Source organism: Micromonospora sp. WMMD1155, assembly GCF_029581275.1.
Lineage (GTDB): Bacteria > Actinomycetota > Actinomycetes > Mycobacteriales > Micromonosporaceae > Micromonospora.
The window spans coordinates 5,987,663-6,006,602 of sequence record NZ_CP120742.1; the positions used below are offsets into that span (position 1 = coordinate 5,987,663).

General features: G+C 72.5%; 15 protein-coding genes. 8 read left to right on the plus strand and 7 right to left on the minus strand.

What is annotated here, in order from left to right; genetic code table 11:
- Positions 1-32: 32 nt before the first annotated feature.
- Positions 33-3,746, plus strand: coding sequence for a S8 family serine peptidase (locus tag O7617_RS27310; protein ID WP_282259066.1), 3,714 nt, complete (start codon positions 33-35; stop codon positions 3,744-3,746).
- A gap of 79 nt (positions 3,747-3,825) precedes the next feature.
- Here the strand turns inward: O7617_RS27310 and O7617_RS27315 are convergent, their stop codons facing one another.
- Genes O7617_RS27315 through O7617_RS27330 form a run of 4 tightly spaced genes read right to left on the minus strand, consistent with a single transcriptional unit; the run spans position 3,826 to position 8,772 of the window.
- Positions 3,826-5,880, minus strand: a complete 2,055-nt coding sequence (locus tag O7617_RS27315) for a penicillin acylase family protein (protein ID WP_282259067.1) — start codon at positions 5,878-5,880, stop codon at positions 3,826-3,828.
- Entirely contained in the window at positions 5,877-6,689 is an 813-nt protein-coding gene (locus O7617_RS27320) for an ABC transporter ATP-binding protein (protein ID WP_282259068.1), read from the minus strand. Before O7617_RS27320 ends, O7617_RS27315 begins: the two co-directional genes overlap by 4 nt.
- 29 nt (positions 6,690-6,718) lie before the next feature.
- Positions 6,719-7,747: an iron chelate uptake ABC transporter family permease subunit gene (locus O7617_RS27325; RefSeq protein WP_282259069.1), complete on the minus strand. Its 1,029-nt coding sequence runs from the start codon at positions 7,745-7,747 to the stop codon at positions 6,719-6,721.
- Positions 7,744-8,772 carry an iron chelate uptake ABC transporter family permease subunit gene (locus O7617_RS27330; protein WP_282264881.1) on the minus strand — a complete coding sequence of 343 codons (1,029 nt, stop codon included), beginning with the start codon at positions 8,770-8,772 and terminating at the stop codon, positions 7,744-7,746. Before O7617_RS27330 ends, O7617_RS27325 begins: the two co-directional genes overlap by 4 nt.
- A 157-nt stretch (positions 8,773-8,929) precedes the next feature.
- On the opposite strand from O7617_RS27330, the gene O7617_RS27335 reads away from it, so the two are divergent.
- The 6 genes from O7617_RS27335 (at position 8,930) to O7617_RS27360 (ending at position 15,528) form a co-directional block, all read left to right on the plus strand.
- On the plus strand, positions 8,930-9,961 hold the full coding sequence (locus O7617_RS27335) for an ABC transporter substrate-binding protein (protein WP_282259070.1): 1,032 nt from the start codon (positions 8,930-8,932) through the stop codon (positions 9,959-9,961).
- A 79-nt stretch (positions 9,962-10,040) separates the two neighbouring features.
- Entirely contained in the window at positions 10,041-11,579 is a 1,539-nt protein-coding gene (locus tag O7617_RS27340; RefSeq protein WP_282259071.1) for an aspartate aminotransferase family protein, read from the plus strand.
- A gap of 52 nt (positions 11,580-11,631) precedes the next feature.
- Positions 11,632-12,909: a lysine N(6)-hydroxylase/L-ornithine N(5)-oxygenase family protein gene (locus tag O7617_RS27345; protein WP_282259072.1), complete on the plus strand. Its 1,278-nt coding sequence runs from the start codon at positions 11,632-11,634 to the stop codon at positions 12,907-12,909.
- Complete coding sequence (locus tag O7617_RS27350; protein ID WP_282259073.1) at positions 12,906-13,514, plus strand: GNAT family N-acetyltransferase; 609 nt, start codon at positions 12,906-12,908, stop codon at positions 13,512-13,514. Before O7617_RS27345 ends, O7617_RS27350 begins: the two co-directional genes overlap by 4 nt.
- A gap of 101 nt (positions 13,515-13,615) precedes the next feature.
- On the plus strand, positions 13,616-15,355 hold the full coding sequence (locus O7617_RS27355) for an IucA/IucC family siderophore biosynthesis protein (RefSeq protein WP_282264882.1): 1,740 nt from the start codon (positions 13,616-13,618) through the stop codon (positions 15,353-15,355).
- A 2-nt stretch (positions 15,356-15,357) separates the two neighbouring features.
- Positions 15,358-15,528 (plus strand): hypothetical protein, encoded by a 171-nt coding sequence (locus O7617_RS27360; RefSeq protein WP_282259074.1) that lies wholly within the window; start codon positions 15,358-15,360, stop codon positions 15,526-15,528.
- A gap of 12 nt (positions 15,529-15,540) precedes the next feature.
- On the opposite strand, the gene O7617_RS27365 is transcribed toward O7617_RS27360, so the two are convergent.
- Positions 15,541-16,014: a MarR family winged helix-turn-helix transcriptional regulator gene (locus O7617_RS27365; RefSeq protein WP_282259075.1), complete on the minus strand. Its 474-nt coding sequence runs from the start codon at positions 16,012-16,014 to the stop codon at positions 15,541-15,543.
- A gap of 138 nt (positions 16,015-16,152) precedes the next feature.
- On the opposite strand from O7617_RS27365, the gene O7617_RS27370 reads away from it, so the two are divergent.
- Entirely contained in the window at positions 16,153-16,713 is a 561-nt protein-coding gene (locus O7617_RS27370; RefSeq protein ID WP_282259076.1) for an NAD(P)H-dependent oxidoreductase, read from the plus strand.
- Between the two features lie 91 nt (positions 16,714-16,804).
- On the opposite strand, the gene O7617_RS27375 is transcribed toward O7617_RS27370, so the two are convergent.
- Both O7617_RS27375 and O7617_RS27380 read right to left on the minus strand, forming a co-directional pair.
- The gene (locus O7617_RS27375; RefSeq protein ID WP_348774154.1) at positions 16,805-17,722 is read right to left on the minus strand and encodes an RNA polymerase sigma-70 factor; all 918 of its coding nucleotides are present in this window, start codon (positions 17,720-17,722) and stop codon (positions 16,805-16,807) included.
- Complete coding sequence (locus tag O7617_RS27380) at positions 17,719-18,921, minus strand: FAD-dependent oxidoreductase (protein ID WP_282259077.1); 1,203 nt, start codon at positions 18,919-18,921, stop codon at positions 17,719-17,721. Before O7617_RS27380 ends, O7617_RS27375 begins: the two co-directional genes overlap by 4 nt.
- Positions 18,922-18,940: the final 19 nt, after the last annotated feature.

An 18,940-nucleotide genomic window follows, 5' to 3' on the forward strand; every position in this document is an offset into this window, starting at 1 on the left:
TGCGTACCACTTCTCGACACAAAGAGGTCATCTTGGCTCTGTCTCACCGGCGTCGCCGATCCGGGCTGATCGCCCTCGGCGCCGCCCTCACCCTGGCGGCCGGGCTCACCCCACCCGCCGCGGGGGCGTCCGCCGCCCCGCCCACCAGCCCCGAGCGCCCGGCCGGGATTCCTCCCGCCGCCGCCGGACGCACGTCGACTGTCACCCTGATCACCGGTGACACGGTCACCGTCACCACGGCGGCGGACGGCAGCACCGTCTCGACCGTGCGCCGGCCGGACGGCAGCACGCCGAGCTTCCACCGCACCGTGCTCGACGGCGACACCTACGTCTACCCCGACAGCGCGCTGTCGTACGTCACGAGCGGCGTGCTGGACCGGCAGTTGTTCAACGTCACCGAACTCATCGCCGACGGGTACGACGACGCGCACACCGACCAGTTGCCGCTGATCGTCACCATGACCGACGCGGCGGTGAAGGCCCGCACCCGACCCGGTGTGGACGGTGCCAAACTGGTCCGGCAGTTGGACAGCGTGCAGGGTGCGGCGCTGACCCGCGAGCGTTCCACCGCCGGCCGGTTCTGGGCCGCGCTGACCGCCGGCTCCGCCCGCCGTACGGGCGACGCCCCCGCCCTGGCCAACGGCATCGCCAAGGTGTGGTTGGACGGCCGGGTGCACGCCGACCTGGCCGAGTCCACCGCGCAGATCGGCGCGCCGAAGCTGTGGGCGGAGGGCAACACCGCGGCCGGTGTCGACGTGGCGGTGCTCGATTCGGGTGCGGACGCCGAGCATCCGGATCTCGCCGGTCAGATCGCCGAGTCCAGCAGCTTCGTGCCGTCGGAGCCCGACATCCTCGACTACAAGGGCCACGGCACCCACGTCGCCTCGACGATCGCCGGCACCGGCGCCGCGTCCGGTGGTGCCGAGAAGGGCGTGGCCCCCGGTGCCCGGCTGCACATCGGCAAGGTGCTCAACAGCGAGGGCAGCGGGCAGGACTCGTGGATCATCGCCGGCATGGAGTGGGCGGCCCGCGAGCAGAAGGCCCGCATCGTCAGCATGAGCCTGGGCGGTGGGTCCACCGACGGCAGCGACCCGATGAGCCAGGCGGTCGACCGGCTCAGCGCCGAGACCGGCGCCCTCTTCGTGATCGCCGCCGGCAACAGCGGCCCGGCCACCATCGGCAGCCCGGGTGCCGCCGACGCCGCGCTCACCGTGGGCGCCGTCGACGCCAACGACCAGCTGGCCGACTTCTCCAGCCAGGGTCCGCGTGCCGGTGACGGCGGGCTCAAGCCCGAGATCACCGCACCCGGTGTGGACATCCTGGCGGCCCGCTCCCACCTGGTGCGGGGCGGTTCCGGGGACTACACGCTGATGAGCGGCACGTCGATGGCCACCCCGCACGTGGCGGGCACGGCCGCGCTGGTCGCCGCCGCGCATCCCGACTGGACCGGTCAGCGCATCAAGGAGGCGCTGGTCAGCACGGTCAAGGCCACCCCCGAGTACACCCCGTACCAGGCGGGTGCCGGTCGGGTGGACGCGGTCGCCGCCGCGCACGCCACCGTCTTCGCCACCCCGAGCGCCTACTCCGGCTTCCAGGGCTGGCCGCAGCAGCCGGGATCGACCGTCGACCGGACGGTCACCTACACCAACGTCGGCGGCGCACCGGTCGCCCTGAAGCTGACCGTCGACGCGGCCACCGCACCCGCCGGCCTCTTCGCCCTCTCCGCCGACACGGTCACCGTGCCCGCCGGTGGCACCGCCTCCCTGACGGTGACCGCGGCGTACGACAAGCTCCCGGTGGAGAAGCAGGTCAGTGGCATGATCGTCGCCACCGACGACGCCGGAACCGTCCGTGGCCGCACCCTGATCGGCGCGGGCAAGGAGGGCCAGCGGCAGAACCTGACGCTGATCGCGAAGGACCGGGACGGCAAGCCTCTCGCCGGCAAGGTCATCCTCACCACCGAGGGTCTCTTCACCGCCGTGGACCTACCCGAGAGTGGCACCGCGACGCTGCGGCTGCCGGTGGCGAGCTGGACCGGCTGGATCTCCGCCGACGTACGCGGTGTCAACGGGCCGCGTTCCAAGGGCATGGCGATGCTCAGCTTCACCGACGTCAACCTGGACCGGGACCGCACCGTCACCCTCGACGCGCGGGCCGCCCGGCAGGTGCGGGCCGTCGTGCCGCAGGACGCCACCGCCACCTCGCTGCGGATGGACATCCACCGGTCCACCACGACCAGCCTCACCGAGAGCCAGGTGCTGCCCGACGACTCGTACGACAGCATGTGGGCGTTGCCGACGAGCCGTGCGGTCACCGACGGCGAGTTCGAGTTCGGTGCCCGGTGGCGGCTGGAGGAGCCGGCGCTGACCGTCTCGGCCGGTAGTCGCGCGTACGACGATCTGCTGGTGAAGCGGGCGACCCCGGCGTTGCCGGCCGGTCGTCGCCAGCTGGACGCGGTCTACGTCGCCGACGCGTCGGCGGCCGGGCTGGCCAAGCGGCCGGTCCGCGACCGGGCGGTGGTGGTCCGCCGCAGCGACACCGTGGACATCGCCGCCCAGGCGCAGGCCGCCGCGGCGGCCGGGGCCAAGCTGCTGCTGGTGGTCAACGACGGCGTCGGGCGGCTCCAGCCGTGGGACGAGTTCGCGTGGAGCCCGGAGAGCCCGGCCCCGGTGACCGTCGCGACGCTCGGCGCCGACGAGGGCGACCAGCTCGTCGCCGCACTGGAGCGCGGCCCGGTGCGGCTGACCGTCGAGTCGCACCCGGAGACCAGCTACCTGTACGACGTGGCGCACCACTGGACCGGCGCGGTGCCGGGCGACGTCACCTACCGGCCGACGAAGCGGGAGCTGGCCCGGGTGGACGTGGAGTTCCGCAACTACCGGCCGGGCAAGGCGCTGGAGTTCCGCACCGACATCTGGCGGGGCTGGGCGTCGAGCAACCAGGAGGAAGCGCCGGCGCAGGGTCGGCGCACCGACTGGGTGAGCACCGACCAGCGGTGGGTCGACGACGCGTACATCGCCGGTGAGACCGGACAGCACCTCCCGGCGGTGACGACGTACTCGGCCGGCAAGCCGAACAGCGTCACCTGGTTCGGGCCGATCCAACGCCCCCGGATGGGCGGAAGCTACACGCCCGTGCGGTACCTGGACACCGTCTACCTGCCCGCGCCCGGCTGGGGTGACGGGGGCGGCCACATCGGTGAGGCGTACGCCAACTTCGACATGGTCAACCGGACCACCCTCTACCAGGGGGACAAGGAGCTGGACTGGGGCAACGCCGAGTACCTGCAGGTCGGCGGCCTGGCTGAGCAACGACTGCCGTACCGGCTGGTGGTGGAGAACGACCGGGCGGCCTGGACCAACCCGTACTCCCGGCAGACCCGCACCGAGTGGGGCTTCAGCTCGGCGGTCACCGGGGCGGAGTCGGCGGAGGTGCTGCCGATGATCCAGCTCGACTACCAGGTGGACATCGACCGGGACGGGAAGGCGTCCCGGCGGGCGCCGCTGACCGTGCTCGCCTCGCACCTGCCCGGCGTCGCGGGCACGGTCGGCCCGGTCACCGTCGAGGTGTCCTACGACGACGGTGCGACCTGGCAGAAGCCGCGCCTGACCCGGCACGGCGACGGATGGCGGGTCAACCTGGCCGCACCGGCGAAGGCCGACTTCGTCAGCCTGCGGACCACCGCGCGCGACGCCGCCGGCAACACCGTGAGCCAGCGCATCACGCGGGCGTTCGGCCTGCGCTGACGCCGCGGTCACCGGCCGCCGGTCGGACTGCCTCGCGCAGCCCGACCGGCGGCTGTTCCGCACCAGGCTGCGGTGTCGATCAGTGCTCGTCCGGCTCCTCGACGAGTCGGTCCCAGTCGGTGACGATCGGTAGCAGCTCGCCCGCCGACCAGGCCGGGCCCTGGTCGTCGTGGTGCCTGTCGCCGGGCACTCCACACGCGCCCAGCGGCACCACCCAACGGCTGTCCGTGCGCCGCGCCAGGTCCCAGACGAAACGCGCCGCCGGCCCGCGGAAGCACCGGTGGGTGACCCCGGGGACGCTGGAGGTGGACAGCACACAGTCGTGGTCGCCGTCGAGTCGGGGGCCGGGGCCGGCGTCCGGGTCGGGCAGCGCCCGCCAGGCCGCCAGCCGGTGCAGGTCCCCCCAGCGCGCCGGCCCGGCCGCCGCGTCGGCGACCTCCTCGACCGCCGCCCGCACCACCGCCGCCGGATCCACACCGGGCAGCGGGCTGCCGCCGAGCAGGTGCTCCAGCGCGTAGCCGACGCGCGGCGTCACCGCCAACCAGGGCGCGAACACCTCGGGGTACGCCGGCGGCTCGGCTAGCGCGGCCAGCGCCGGATGGGCGGCGATCCGCCGTACGACGGCCGCCCGCACGGTGGCGAAGGCAGCCGCGTCGACGCTGTCGGTTGTCATCAGTCGGTCCCAGCGCAGCAGCCGGTCGCGCAGGGCGGCGGCCTTCGGGCTGAGCCCGCTCGCCTCGGCCAGCACCGCCAGCAGCGGCCCGGCCGAGCCGAGGTACGTGTCGGTGTGCACGGTGGCCATGTCGTCGGCCGTCCAGCCCCGACCGGCGTCGAGCAACTCGGCGATGCGGTGCGCCCGGTGCGGCGCGGCGAACTCCACCCCGAGCGGCGTCGCCAGGCCGCGCTCGTTGGCCATCACCGCCCGACCGACCACCTCGGCGCGGGGCATCGGCGCGTACCACCCCTGCCAGGTGTACGTGTCGTCCCAGCCGGGCACGACCCGACGCCCGTTGTCCGGATGCCGTACCGGCACCACCCCGGCGACCCGGTGCAGCAGCCCACCGGCGGTGTCCGCCGCCTGCACCACGTTGACCGGCTCCACCCAGTGCCGCAGCGCGTGGTCCACATCGGTCACGGTGCGGGCGCGCAGCAGCTCCGGCAGCGCCGCGAACCCCAGCTCGGCGCGCACCCGGGGCGGGTAGCGCAGGCTGATCGCCGTCTCGTCACCGGACCCGCCGACGATCAGCGGACCCCGGTCGGTCTCCAGCACCTCGACCTCGACCGGGCTCGCCCCGGCCACCTCGATCGTCTCGACGTGGCGGTGCACGGGCTGCCAGCCGTCCGGGCCGAGGGCCTGCACCCGCCCGTCCTGGCGGCGCAGCCGCTCGGCGTACAGGTCCTGGTAGTCGGCCATCGCGTTGGTGATGGCCCAGGCGACCGGACCGGCGTGCCCGAAGTGCGCGATGCCCGGCACGCCGGGCATCGCAAGCCCGATCACGTCGTACTCCGGGCAGGCCAACCGGATCTGCTGGTAGACCCCCGGGTCCTCGATGAACCGGTGCGGGTCACCGGCGAGCAGCGCGCCCCCGGTGCCGGTACGTTCGGCGGCGAGCAGCCATCCGTTGCTGCCGGCGACGGCCGGTCCGTCGGTGGCGAACGCCTCGATGAGGTCCGGGCCGAGCCGCTGCGCCACGTGTTCCCGCCAGAGCTTGCTCGGGAACCCGGCGAACAGGATGTGATGGCCCAGCCAGACGGCGAGGGGCGTCCACGGCTCCCACCGGCCCGGGCGCAGCCCGGTCGCGGCGAACTCCGGCGCGCGGGCCGCCCCGGCGGCGAGGCCGTCGTTGACCCCGGCGACGTACGCGCCCACCCACTCGGCGGTCGCCGGGTCGAGCGCGGCGTGGCAGCGGCGTGCGGTGTCGTCGAGTCGTACCCGTCGGGCGAACCGGTCCCAGTCGAGCGCGTCGACGCCGAGGAACGCCGCGCTGGTGCCCTGCGACCGGTGTCGTTCCACCTCGATCTGCCAGGCCCGGTCGTACGCGGTCACCCGCCCCTGCGCCGTCACCAGCGTCAGGGGGTCGTCGGCACGCAGGTGCGGCACGCCCCACCGGTCGCGGAAACGCCCGGTGCTCACGCGGGCTCGACAGCGCGGCGGCGGGCGGCGGGGACGACCAGCGGGGTGCCGGTCTCCGGGTCGTCGATGACCCGGCAGGGCAGCCCGAACACCTCAGCCACCAGATCGGCGGTGACCACCGACGCCGGTTCACCGGCGGCCACCACGCGGCCGTCGCGCATGGCGATCAGGTGGGTGGCGTAGCGGGCCGCGTGGTTCAGGTCGTGCAGCACGGCGACCAGGGTGCGTCCCTGCTCCTCGTGCAGCCGGGCGCACAGGTCCAGGATCTCGATCTGGTGGGCGATGTCGAGGAACGTGGTCGGCTCGTCGAGCAGCAGCAGCGGGGTCTGCTGGGCCAGCGCCATGGCGATCCAGACCCGCTGCCGTTGCCCGCCGGAGAGTTCGTCCACCGGCCGGTCGGCGAGGTCGTCGACGCCGGTCGCGGCCATCGACTCCTCGACCACCCTCTCGTCCTCGCGCGACCACTGCCGCAGCAGCCCCTGGTGGGGGTAGCGACCCCGGGCGACCAACTCGGCGACGCTGATGCCGTCCGGCGCGATCGACGACTGGGGGAGCAGGCCGAGTGTGCGGGCGACGGTGCGAGCCGGCTGGTCGTGGATGTCGCGCCCGTCCAGCAGCACGGTGCCGGCGTTCGGCCGCAGCATCCGGGACAGCGCGCGCAGCAGTGTCGACTTGCCGCAGGCGTTCGGGCCGATGATCACCGTGAACGAGTTGTCCGGAACCGCGACGGTCAGGTCCTCGGCGATGGTGCGCTGGTCGTAGGCGAGGGTCAGCGCGGTGCCGCCGAGCCGGGAGGTGCCGGGGTGCATGGGTGCTCCTTCGAGGGCTTCGCGGGTGTTCACAGCCGACCCGCCCGGCGTTCCGTCGCGAGCAGCCAGACCAGGTAGCCGCCGCCGATCACTCCGGTCACCACGCCGACCGGAAGCTGGTGCCCGGGGAATGCGCGCTGGGCCAGCAGGTCGGCGCCGACCAGCAGCGCCGCTCCGACGGCCGCCGACGGCAGCAGGTTCGGGCCGGGCGCCCGGGTGAGCCGTTTCGTCACGTGCGGCGCGACGAGCGCCACGAAGGACACCGGCCCGGCGGCAGCCGCCGCGAACGAGACCAGCAGGACCGCCGCCGCGAGCAGCACCAGGCGCAGCCGGCGCACCGGCACGCCGAGAGCGCCGGCCGTGTCGTCACCCAACTCCATCATCCGCAACGCCGGACCGCAGACGACGAGGACCACTGGTGCCACCACGACCAGGACGCCGAGCAGCGGCCCGGCGTTCGCCCAGCCCCGCCCGTCCAGGCTGCCGGTGAGCCAGAGCACCGCGCGGGCGGCGTCCATCAGGGGCGCCCGGGTCAGCAGGTAGCCGTTGACTCCGGTCAGGATCGCGGCGATGCCGATGCCGACCAGGACGAGGCGGTAGCCGTGCACACCGCGCCGCCAGGCGAGCGCGTAGATCACCAGCCCGGTGGCGAGCCCGCCGGCGACCGCCGCGCCCGCGAGGGCCAGGCTGCTGCCGCCGAGGACGACCACCACCAGCGCGCCGGCCGACGCGCCCTGGGTGAAGCCGAGGATGTCCGGGCTGCCCAGCGGGTTGCGGACCAGCGACTGGAACACCGCACCGGCCAGTGACAGCGCCGCGCCCACCAGCAGGGCGGTGACCAGTCGGGGCAGTCGCAGGTCGTGCACGATGAACTGCTCCGCCGGGGTGCCACCGCCGACGAGCGTGCCCAGCACGTCGGCCGGGCCCATCGGATAGTCACCGCTGCCCAGGGCGACCAGGCCGAGGCCGACCGCGAGCGACGCCGCGCCGACGCCGACGGCCAGCGCCCGGGGACGGAACCGCAGCGACAAACCCCCGGGGGTACGCAGAACGGTCACGGTTGCGCCACCCGTCGACGGGTGACCAGCCACAGGAAGAGCGGGCCGCCCAGCACGGCGGTCACCATGCCGACCTGGAGTTCTCCCGGTCGACCCAGCACCCGGCCGAGCACGTCGGCGCCGAGCAGCAGCGCGGGCGCGAGCACCGCACAGTACGGCAGGAGCCACCGCAGGTCCGGACCGGTCAGGGCGCGGACGAGGTGCGGCACCAGCAGCCCGACGAAGACGATCGGCCCGCAGGCGGCGGTCGCCGCACCGCACAGCAGCGTGACCGCCACGATCACGGCGGCGCGGATCAGCACCGGCCGGGCGCCCAGGGACCGCGCCGCGTCGTCGCCGAGGGCGAGCGCGTTCAGCGGGCGGGCGGAACCGAGCGCGACCAGCAGGCCGACGAGGATGAACGGCAGCACCCGCTGCACTGTCGCGGTGTCCGCGCTGGCCAGCGAGCCGACCGTCCAGAACCGCAGCCGGTCCAGCGAGGCGGTGTCCAGCAGCATCACCGCCATCACGTAGGAGTAGAGGGTCGCGTTGAGCGCCGCTCCGGCCAGCGCGAGGCGGGCCGGGGTGGCCCCACGTCCGCCGCCGACGGCGTAGACGAGGGCGGTCACGGCCGCCGCGCCGAGCAGCGCGAACCAGACGTACCCGCCGACGGCGGTGACGCCCAGGAACGCGGCGGCGGTGGCGACGGCCGCGGACGCCCCGGCGTTGATGCCGAGCAGCCCGGGGTCGGCGAGGGGGTTGCGGGTGAGGGCCTGCATGACGGCGCCGGCCACGCCGAGCGCGGCGCCGGCGAGGAGCCCGAGGAGGGTACGCGGCAGGCGCATCCGGTGCACCACCGCGTACTCGGCGGCGTCGCGGTGCAGCAGGCCGGACCAGACGTCGGCGAGCGGCATGGCCTTCGCCCCGACCGCGATGCTGAGCAGCACGATCACTCCGAGCAGTGTCACGGCGGCGATCAGACCGGCGGCGCGGGCCGCCTGACGGCCGCGTCGGACCGGGAAGACCGCCGGGGCCCGGTCCGGCACGCGTGGTGCCGGTCTGGTGACGGTGGGTGTGGCGTCCAGTGTGGGCTCCGGAGTGATGGCGGCACGACCGGCCGCTGTTGACAATGACCGAGGTTAGGCTAACCTAACCCCGCTGCCCTGGTCGAGTCCGGCCAACCTTTGATCGAAAGACAACACCATGCCCGATGCCCTGTCCGCACGTCGTCTCTCCCGCCGTGGCCTCCTGGCCGCCGGTGGTGCCGCCACGTTGGCCACCCTGCTCGCCGGATGCGGCACTGACGACACCGCGAAGCCCGCCGCCGGCAACGGAAACGGCCCCTGGTCGTTCACCGACGACCGGGGCACGAAGGTCGAGGCGAAGGCCCGGCCGACGCGTGTGGTGGCCTTCACCGGCGTGGCGGCGGCCCTGATCGATTTCGGTCTCGACAGGCAGCTCGTGGGCGTGTTCGGTGAAACGAAGCGTGCCGACGGCACCGCCGACCCGCAGGCCGGTGACCTCGACGTCGAGGCCGTCGAGATCCTCGGCAACGTGTGGGGCGAGTTCAGCCTGGAGAAGTACGCGGCGCTGCGCCCCGAACTGCTGGTCACCCACATGTACGACCCGGACGCGCTCTGGTACGTGCCGGACGAGAGCAAGGCGAAGATCCTTCCGCTCGCGCCCAGCGTGGCGGTCACCACCGCCCGGGTGCCGATGACCAAGCCGATCGAGCGCTACGCCGCGCTGGCCGAGTCGCTCGGCGCGGACCTGTCCGCGAAGAAGGTCACCGACGCGAAGGCCCGCTTCGACGCCGCCGCCGAGTCGGTCCGGCAGGCGGTCAAGGCCAACCCCGGCATCAAGGTGATGGCCTGCTCCGGCAGCCCCGACCTCTTCTACGTCTCCAACCCGAAGGTCAGCACCGACCTGATGTACTTCGCCGAGCTGGGCGTCGACATCGTGGTCCCCACCAAGCTCGAAGCAGGCGACTACTTCGAGGCGCTGAGCTGGGAGAACACCGCCAAGTTCCCGGCCGACCTGATCCTGCTGGACAACCGCAGCACCGCCCTTCAGCCCAAGGACCTCGCCGCCAAGCCGACCTGGCAGCAACTGCCGGCGGTCAAGGCCGACCAGGTGACCCCGTGGGACGCGGTGCCCCGCTTCTCGTACGCCGGCTCCGCCCCGCTGCTGGAGAACCTCGCCACCGCCATCCGGAACGCGAAGAAGGTCAGCTGAACAACCCACCGCCCCGGGCGCACCGCCGCGCCCGGGGTGGGTCTCCGCTGCCCTCGTCGAGAACGTGGAAGGACATCCCGTGACCGTGCCGACGTACCCCGTCGAGACCATCGCGCCGTCACCGACGCCCGCCGCCGCGCGGGCCCACCTGCTGCACGACGCGTCGGTGGAGCAGTACCGCCGCTCGATCGCCGACGGCGTCGACCGGGTCGCCCGCCGGGTCGCCACCGCCGACCGGCCCGGCACCGGGATCACCCCGGCCGAGCTGGCCCCCCTGGTCGACCGGGTGGACCTGGACCGGCCGTTGGGTGACACCGGCGCCGCGCTGGACGAGTTGGAGGACGTCTACCTGCGCGACGCCGTCTGGTTCCACCACCCCCGCTACCTCGCCCACCTCAACTGCCCGGTGGCCATCCCGGCGCTGCTCGGCGAGGCGGTGCTCACCGCCGTCAACTCCTCACTGGACACCTGGGACCAGAGTGCCGGGGCGACGCTCATCGAGCGGCGGCTGATCGACTGGACCGCCGCGCGGATCGGGCTCGGCCCGGACGCCGACGGTGTCTTCACCAGCGGTGGCAGCCAGTCCAACCTCCAGGCGCTGCTGCTGGCCCGCGAGGAGGCGTGCGTCGGCGCGATCGGCCCGGCGGCCCGCGCCGAGCTGCTGCCCCGGCTGCGGGTGCTCACCTCCGCCGCCGGTCACTTCAGCGTGCAGAAGTCGGCAAAGCTGCTCGGGCTCTCCCCGGACGCGGTGATCGTGGTCCCCACCGACAGCCGTCGACGGATCCGGTCGGCCGCCGTGAGCGCGGAGATCGCGCGGTGCCGGGAGGCCGGGCTGGTGGTGATGGCTGTCGTCGCCACCGCCGGCACCACCGACTTCGGCTCGATCGACCCGTTGACGGAGCTGGCCGCGATCTGCGGGTCGGCCGGGGTGTGGCTGCACGTGGACGCCGCGTACGGCTGCGGTCTGCTCGTCTCGCCGACGCGCCGGCACCTGCTCGACGGCATCGAGCGGGCCGACTCGGTCACCGTCGACTTCCACAAGTCGTTCTTTCAGCCGGTCAGCTCCAGCGCGCTGCTCGTCCGCGACCGGCGGGCCCTGCGGCACGCCACGTACCACGCCGACTACCTCAACCCGGCGCGGATGGTCGAGCAGCGCATCCCCAACCAGGTCGACAAGAGCCTGCAGACCACCCGCCGCTTCGACGCGTTGAAGCTGTGGCTCACGCTGCGGGTGATGGGCCCGGACGCGCTCGGCGCGCTCTTCGACGAGGTGATCGACCGGGCCGCCGACGCCTGGCAGTTGGTCAGCGAGGACCCCCGGTTCGAGGTGGTCACCCGCTCGGAGTTGAGCACGGTGGTCTTCCGCTACCTGCCCACCGGCCCCGGCCGGGAGCTGGCCGACGCGGCGAACCTGCACGCCCGGGAGGCCCTCGCGGCGTCCGGCCTCGCCGTGGTCGCCGGAACCCGGGTGGACGGTCACCACTTCCTGAAGTTCACCCTGCTCAACCCGGCGACGACCGTCGACGACGTCGACCACGTGCTGGAACTGATCGCCCACCACGCCGGCCGGTACGTGCACGAGCGCACGGCCGCCGACCTGACCTGCCACGTCGGCTGACGCCGACCTGACCCGCCACGTCGGCTGACGCCGACCGCGCCTGGAGACTCGCATGTCCACCCACGACTTCGTCGCCATCGGGCTGGGCCCGTACAACCTGGGCCTGGCCTGCCTCACCGCGCCGATCGACGACCTGGACGGGGTGTTCCTGGAGGCCCGCCCCAGCCTGGCCTGGCACCCCGGCATGCTGCTGGAGTCGGCCCGGCTGCAGACCCCGTTCATCGCTGACCTGGTCAGCCTCGCCGACCCGACGTCGCCGTACTCCTTCCTCAACTACCTCAAGGAGATCGGCCGGCTCTACCCGTTCTACATCCGGGAGAGCTTCTACCCGCTGCGCAGCGAGTACGACGCGTACTGCCGGTGGGCGGCGGCGAAACTGCCGAACCTGCGCTTCGGTCAGACCGTGACCACCGTGGAATACGACGACGCCGACGAGCGGTACGTGGTCCGGGCCGACACCGGCGCGGGCGAGACGGTGGAGTACCGGGCCCGGCACCTGGTGCTCGGCACCGGCACCCCGCCCTACCTGCCCGACGCCGTCGCCGCGCTGCCCGGCGACGCGGTGCACAACTCCCGCTACCTGGAGCACCGCGACGCGCTGCGCACCAAGCGCAGCATCACCGTCGTGGGCAGTGGGCAGAGCGCCGCCGAGATCTACCACGACCTGCTCGGCGACATCGACCGGTACGGCTACCAGCTCAACTGGGTGACCCGTTCGCCGCGGTTCTTCCCACTGGAATACACCAAGCTGACGTTGGAGATGACCTCACCGGACTACGTGGACTACTTCCACGCGCTGCCCGAGGCGACCCGCTACCGGCTGGAGAGCGAGCAGAAGGGGCTGTTCAAGGGGATCAACTCCGACCTGATCAACGACATCTTCGACCTGCTGTACGCGCACAGCGTCGACGGGCCGGTGAACACCCGCCTGCTCACCAACACCGAGCTGGTCGGCGCCGACCACCAGGACGGGACTTACACCCTCGGGTTGCGTCAGGTGGAGCAGGAGCGCGACTTCACGCTGCGGACCGAGGGCCTGGTCTTCGCCACCGGCTACCACTACCGGGTGCCGGAGTTCCTCGACCCGGTGCGCGAGCGGATCCGCTGGGACGCGCACGGCCGCTTCGACGTGGCCCGCAACTACAGCATCGACCACAGCGGGCGGGGGATCTTCCTGCAGAACGCGGGCACCCACACGCACAGCATCACGTCACCGGACCTGGGCATGGGCCCCTACCGCAACTCCTGGATCATCCGCGAGCTGCTCGGCCGGGAGCACTACCCGATCGAGAAGAGCATCACCTTCCAGGAGTTCGGGGTGCCGTCGTGAGCGTCGTCTTCGCCCGCGTCGACGACCGGCTCGGTGAGTTCGCTCTGCGTACGCTCGACCCGGACGCCGACGCCGCGCTGCTGCACCGGTGGGTGACCCACCCGAAGGCGGCGTTCTGGCTGATGCAGGACGCCGACGAGGCCCGGGTGACCGAGGAGTACGCGCGCATCGCCGCGCACCCGCACCACGACGCGTACCTCGGGCTGTGGCGGAGGAGTCCCGCCTTCCTCGCCGAACGGTACGACCCGGCCCACGTCGAGCTGGTCGGCCGCTACGACCACGAACCCGGTGACGTGGGCATGCACTTCCTCTGCGCCCCGGTCGGCACGCCGGTGCACGGCTTCACCCGGGCGGTGCTGACCACCGTCATGGCCTGGCTCTTCGCCGACCCGACGACCCGGCGGGTGGTGGTCGAACCGGACGTCCGCAACACCGCCGTGCACGCGCTGAACGCGGCCGTCGGGTTCGAGGTCGTCGGCCCGATCGCCAAACCGGAGAAGGACGCCCTGCTCAGCGTCTGCACCCGTGCACAGTTCGAAGCCGCCGTCGCCCGCGCCGCAGCGGATCGCGCCGCCACCACCCGAACCGAAGGAGCCCCGGCGTGACCGCCACCGCCGTCCCCACCCCGACGTCCGCCACCGCCGGGAACGCCGCCGGCAGCCCGGTCGGCCACCTCACCCCGGAGCGCTGGGCCCGGGCCAACCGGCTGCTGGTCCGCAAGGCGCTCGCCGAGTTCACCCACGAGCGGCTGCTCACCCCGCAGCCCGTGCCCGGCTCCGACGACCGCCAGTGGTACGAGGTCCGCAGCGACGACGACACGGTCAGCTACCGGTTCGCCGCCCGGGTGCTCGCCCTGGAGCACTGGCAGATCGACGCGGACAGCATCACCCGGCACCGCGACGGCACGTCGCTGCCGCCCGACGCGGTGGACCTCGTCGTCGAGCTTCGCGGCACCCTCGGGCTCTCCGCGCGGGTGCTCCCGGTCTACCTGGAGGAGATCACCTCGACGTTGGCCGGCACCGCGTACAAGCTGGCGCAGGCCGCGCCGAGCGCCGCCGAGTTGGCCGAGGCCGATTTCCAGACCATCGAGACGTCGATGACCGAGGGCCACCCGTGTTTCGTGGCCAACAACGGTCGGCTGGGCTTCGGCGTGGACGAGTACCACAGCTACGCCCCGGAGGTCGCCGCGCCGGTCCGGCTGGAGTGGCTCGCCGCGCACCGGGACCACTCGACGTTCAGCAGTGCCGCCGACCTCGACTACGAGCGGCTCATCGAGGGCGAGCTGGACGCGGAGACCCGGGCCCGCTTCGCCGCCACGATGACCGCTCTGGGCCTGGACCTGGCCGACTACCACCTGATCCCCGCGCACCCGTGGCAGTGGTGGAACAAGCTGGCGGTCACCTTCGCCGGGGAGCTGGCCGAGCGCCGCCTGGTGCACCTCGGCCCCGGACCGGACGTGTACCTGGCCCAGCAGTCCATCCGCACGTTCTTCAACGTCAGCGAGCCGAGCCGGCACTACGTGAAGACCGCGCTGTCGGTGCTGAACATGGGCTTCATGCGGGGCCTGTCGGCCGCGTACATGGCGGCGACCCCGGCGATCAACGACTGGTTGGCCGACCTGATCGCCGGCGACGAGGTGCTGACCGGCACCGGTCTGACCGTGATCCGGGAGCGGGCCGCGGTGGGTTACCGGCACCGGCAGTACGAGGCGGCGACCGACCGCACCTCCCCGTACCGCAAGATGTTGGCCGCCCTGTGGCGGGAGAGCCCGGTGCCCGACCTGGCGCCGGGGCGTCGACTGTCCACCATGGCCGCGCTGCTGCACGTCGACCCCGACGGCGGGTCGCTCGCGGCGGCGCTGATCGCCCGGTCCGGGCTGACGCCCGAGGTGTGGCTGCGCCGGTACCTGGACGCCTACCTCACCCCGTTGCTGCACAGCTTCTACGCCCACGACCTGGCGTTCATGCCGCACGGCGAGAACGTCATCCTCGTCCTCGACGAGAACGACACCGTCGAGCGGGTGATCTTCAAGGACATCGCCGAGGAGATCGCGGTGATGAGCGCCGACGTCGAGCTGCCGGAGGCGGTCGAGCGGATCCGGGTCGACGTGCCCGACGACACCAAGCTGCTGAGCATCTTCACCGACGTGGTGGACTGCTTCCTGCGCCACCTCAACGCGGTCCTGGTCGAGGCCGGCGTGATCGCCGAGGACGACCTCTGGCGTACCGTCGCGGCCTGCGCCGTCGACTACTTCGACCGGGTGCCGCACCTGGCCGAGCGGGTCCGCCACTACGACCTGTTCGCACCGGAGTTCACGTTGTCCTGCCTCAACCGGCTCCAACTGCGCAACAACCAGCAGATGGTCGACCTGGCCGACCCGTCGGCGGCTCTGCAGTTCGTCGGCACCCTCACCAACCCCCTCGCCGCCCACGCCCCGGCCCGGTGACCGTGCCGGGGTCTGGCCAGCGGGCGGGCGAACGGGTGCAATGGGGCGCGGCGGTGCGGGAGCGCTTCGAGACCACCTGGGTACGCGACAACGTGGTGCGGGCCGTCGCGTCGACCGGCGCGTTCGGGCTGCTGGCCTGGGCCCTGGTGGTGTCGGCACGGCACTCCGGCTGAGCCGGTCGCGGCTCAGTCGGTCGGCTCCGCCGCACCGGCCTGCCGGAACGCGCGTGCCAGCCGGGCCAGGTCGTGACCCTCGAAGTGTTGGAGGAACCGGCGACGGACGGCGGCCAGGTGGCTGGGCCAGGACTCTTCCAGGCGGGCGAAGCCCGCGTCGGTGAGGACGGCGTTCCAGCCCCGGGCGTCCTCCTCGCAGCGTTCCCGCTTGACCAGGCCCTGCGTCTCCAGGCGGATGATCGTGCGGGTCATGCCGCTGAGCGACAGGTAGCAGAGCGCGGCGAGTTCGTGCATGCGCAGCCGCCGGTCCGGTGCCTCGGAGAGGTTCATCAGGGCGGTGTACTCGGTGAGTGGTAGCTGACGGTCACCGACCATGTCCGCGTCGATCGTGCGGGGCAGCGTGTACATCACCTGCCCCAGGGCGCGGACCAGGGCCTCCTCGTCAGGGGTGAGGGGTTGCGGAGTCTCCGCGGAGGGGTTGGACATCCTCATACCATACTTGTTTGACTGAGCAAATGGTTACCCTCCGTGTGACGACGACCATAGGCGAGGTATTTGCTTGACCAATCAAGCACCGGTTAGCGTTCTCGCCGTCAGGTAAGGACCCTCTGAAAGGCGCCACACATGACCAGGATCGGGATCATCCTCGGAAGCACCCGTCCGGGGCGTAACGGCGAAGCCGTCGCCCGTTGGGTGCTCGAGATCGCCAAGCAGCGCAACGACGCGGAGTACGAACTGATCGACCTGCTCGACTACCAGCTGCCGCACCTCGACGAGGCGTACCCGCCCTCGATGGGCCAGTACTCCCAGCCGCACACCAAGCGGTGGGCCGAGACGATCGCCTCGTACGACGGCTTCGTCATCGTCACCCCGGAGTACAACCACTCCACCTCAGGCGCCCTGAAGAACGCCATCGACTTCCTGTACGCCGAGTGGAACAACAAGGCCGTCGGCTTCGTCAGCTACGGCTCGGTCGGCGGCGCCCGCGCCGTGGAGCACCTGCGGCTGATCTCCGGTGAGCTGCAGATGGCGGACGTGCGCTCGCAGGTCGCGCTGTCGCTGTTCACCGACTTCGAGAACTTCAGCACCTTCAAGCCCGGCCCGTTCCAGCAGGACGCGCTGACCACCACGCTCGACCAGGTGGTCGCCTGGAGCGCCGCGCTCGCTCCGCTGCGCAAGGCCTGAGCGTTCCGCTCCTCGGAAACGGCCGCGGGACCATCCCGCGGCCGTTTCCGTGCGTTCCGGCGTCCAGTGCGCGCCCCCAGCCCTGCTGCGCTCAGCGCGTCGCCAGTGGGTGGGTGGTGCCCTCGGCGACCGCCCGAAGCTTGTCCGGGTTCGCGACGTTGTGGATGGTGACGATCCGGCCGCCGGCGTCGATGTCGAAGGAGACGGTGGCGACCACCCGGCCGGCACCGCTGAACACCAGTCCCGGTCCACGGTTGATCTCGACCAGGTCGGCGCGCATGTCGTGCGGCTGAACGCCCTGGTAGGGGACGGTGCCGATGGCCGCGAACCAGGCGGCGACCGTATCCGCGCCCCGGATGGGACGCAGGGCCTGGCGAACCTTCCCACCACCGTCCGTCCACAACGTGACGTCCGGGGACAGGAGTTCCAGCAGGGTGTTGATGTCGCCACCGGTCGAGGCGGCGAGGAATCGCTCGGTGACGCCGCGCTGCTGCGACGGGTCGGCGGTGAAGCGTGGCCGCTGGGCCCGTACGTGCTCGCGGGCGCGGTGGGCGGTCTGCCGGACCGCGGCCTCGGAGCGCTCCACCGCCACCGCGATCTCCGCGTGGCTGAACGCGAAGACCTCCCGCAGGACGAACACCGCCCGTTCCAGTGGGCTGAGAGTCTCCAGCACCACCAGCATCGCCATCGACACGGACTCCGCGTCGGTGACGGCGTCGGCGGTGTCCCCGTCGGTCAGGATCGGCTCGGGCAACCACGGTCCGACATAGGTTTCGCGTTGTCGTCGGGCCGAGCGCAATCGCTGCATCGCGAGGTTCGACACGATGCGGGCGAGGTACGCCTTGGGATCCGCGACCTGGGAACGGTCCGCCGAGGACCATCTGATCCAGGCGTCCTGCACCGCGTCCTCGGCATCGGCCGCGGTCCCGAGAATCCGGTAGGCCACCGAGAACAGCAGGTTGCGATGGCTGTGGAACATCTGCTCGTCGACGTCGGACGGGTGGGTCACCGCGCGTCCCGCACCCGAGTGAAGCGACCGCCGCGTGGCCAGAAAGCACCGGAGGCGGGCAGCCGGGACATGCGGCGGTAGGTCGGCCAGGGCGAGGCGCTCACGGTCTCCTTGTACCAGACCGCCGTCCGCCCGGTCAGGCATCCTCGGCGAGGGCTGTCGTCGGGGCGGGTGAACTGAACGACCGCATCGTTGCGGCCCAGGCTCACCGGCGTGTGGTAGTAGCCGAACCGGAACGGCTTGGGCCGCCGACCCCGCAGCGTGCGGGCGATCGACACCGCCGCGTGCACGCCGGTCGGCATGCCGCTCTGGCAGGTGCCGTGCAGGACTCCGTAGCCCTGCCGGATCGCGGCCGTATCGCCGATCGCGTACACGTCGGGGTGCGACACCGACCGCAACGTGGTGTCGGTGACCACCCGGCCGCGTTCGTCGACGGTCAGACCTGCGGCGGCCGCCAGCGGCGCCGCCCGTGTCCCGGCCGTCCAGAGGACGACGTCCGCCGCCACTGTCTCCGCACCGGCCAGCACCACCCCGTCGGGAAGGACCGCCGTGACTGGGGCGCCGCTGAGCACGCGGACACCGAGGCGGGTGAGCGCGGCCCGCAGGTACGCTCGGGCCTTCGTGTTCATGGCCGCGCCGGGATCCTGCCGGCCCACCAGCGTGACGTCGAGCCCCGGGTGTCGGTCCGCGATCTCCGCAGCCGCCTCCACACCGGTCAACCCGCTGCCGACGACGACGACGGTGCCGCCGCCGAGCCGGGCCAGCCGGTCGGCCAGCGCTGGCGCGCCGCTCGGGCCGTCCAGGGTGTACGCGTGGTCCTCGGCGCCCGGCACGGCCGCCGTGTCAGTCACGCTGCCCAACGCGTAGACCAGGGTGTCGTAGCGCAGCTCCCGGCTGTCGTCGACCCGGACGGTCTTCGCCTGCGCGTCGACTGCCGTGACCCAGCCGCGCACGAACTGCGCACCGGTCACCGCCAGCAGTTCGGGGATGTCCAGCTCGGCGAACTGCTGCCCGGTCGCCGCCATGTGCAGCCGGAGGCGCTCGGTGAACCGTTCCCGCGCGTTGACGACGGTCACCTGTACGTCGGCCCGCCTGGTCCGTGCCGCGAGTTGGGTCGCCGCGGCCATGCCCGCGTAGCCCGCACCCAGGATCAGAACGCGATGCGGGCCCGCCGTGGCCTGTGGATGTGACGCACTCATTGTTTCGCCTCTCTGATCA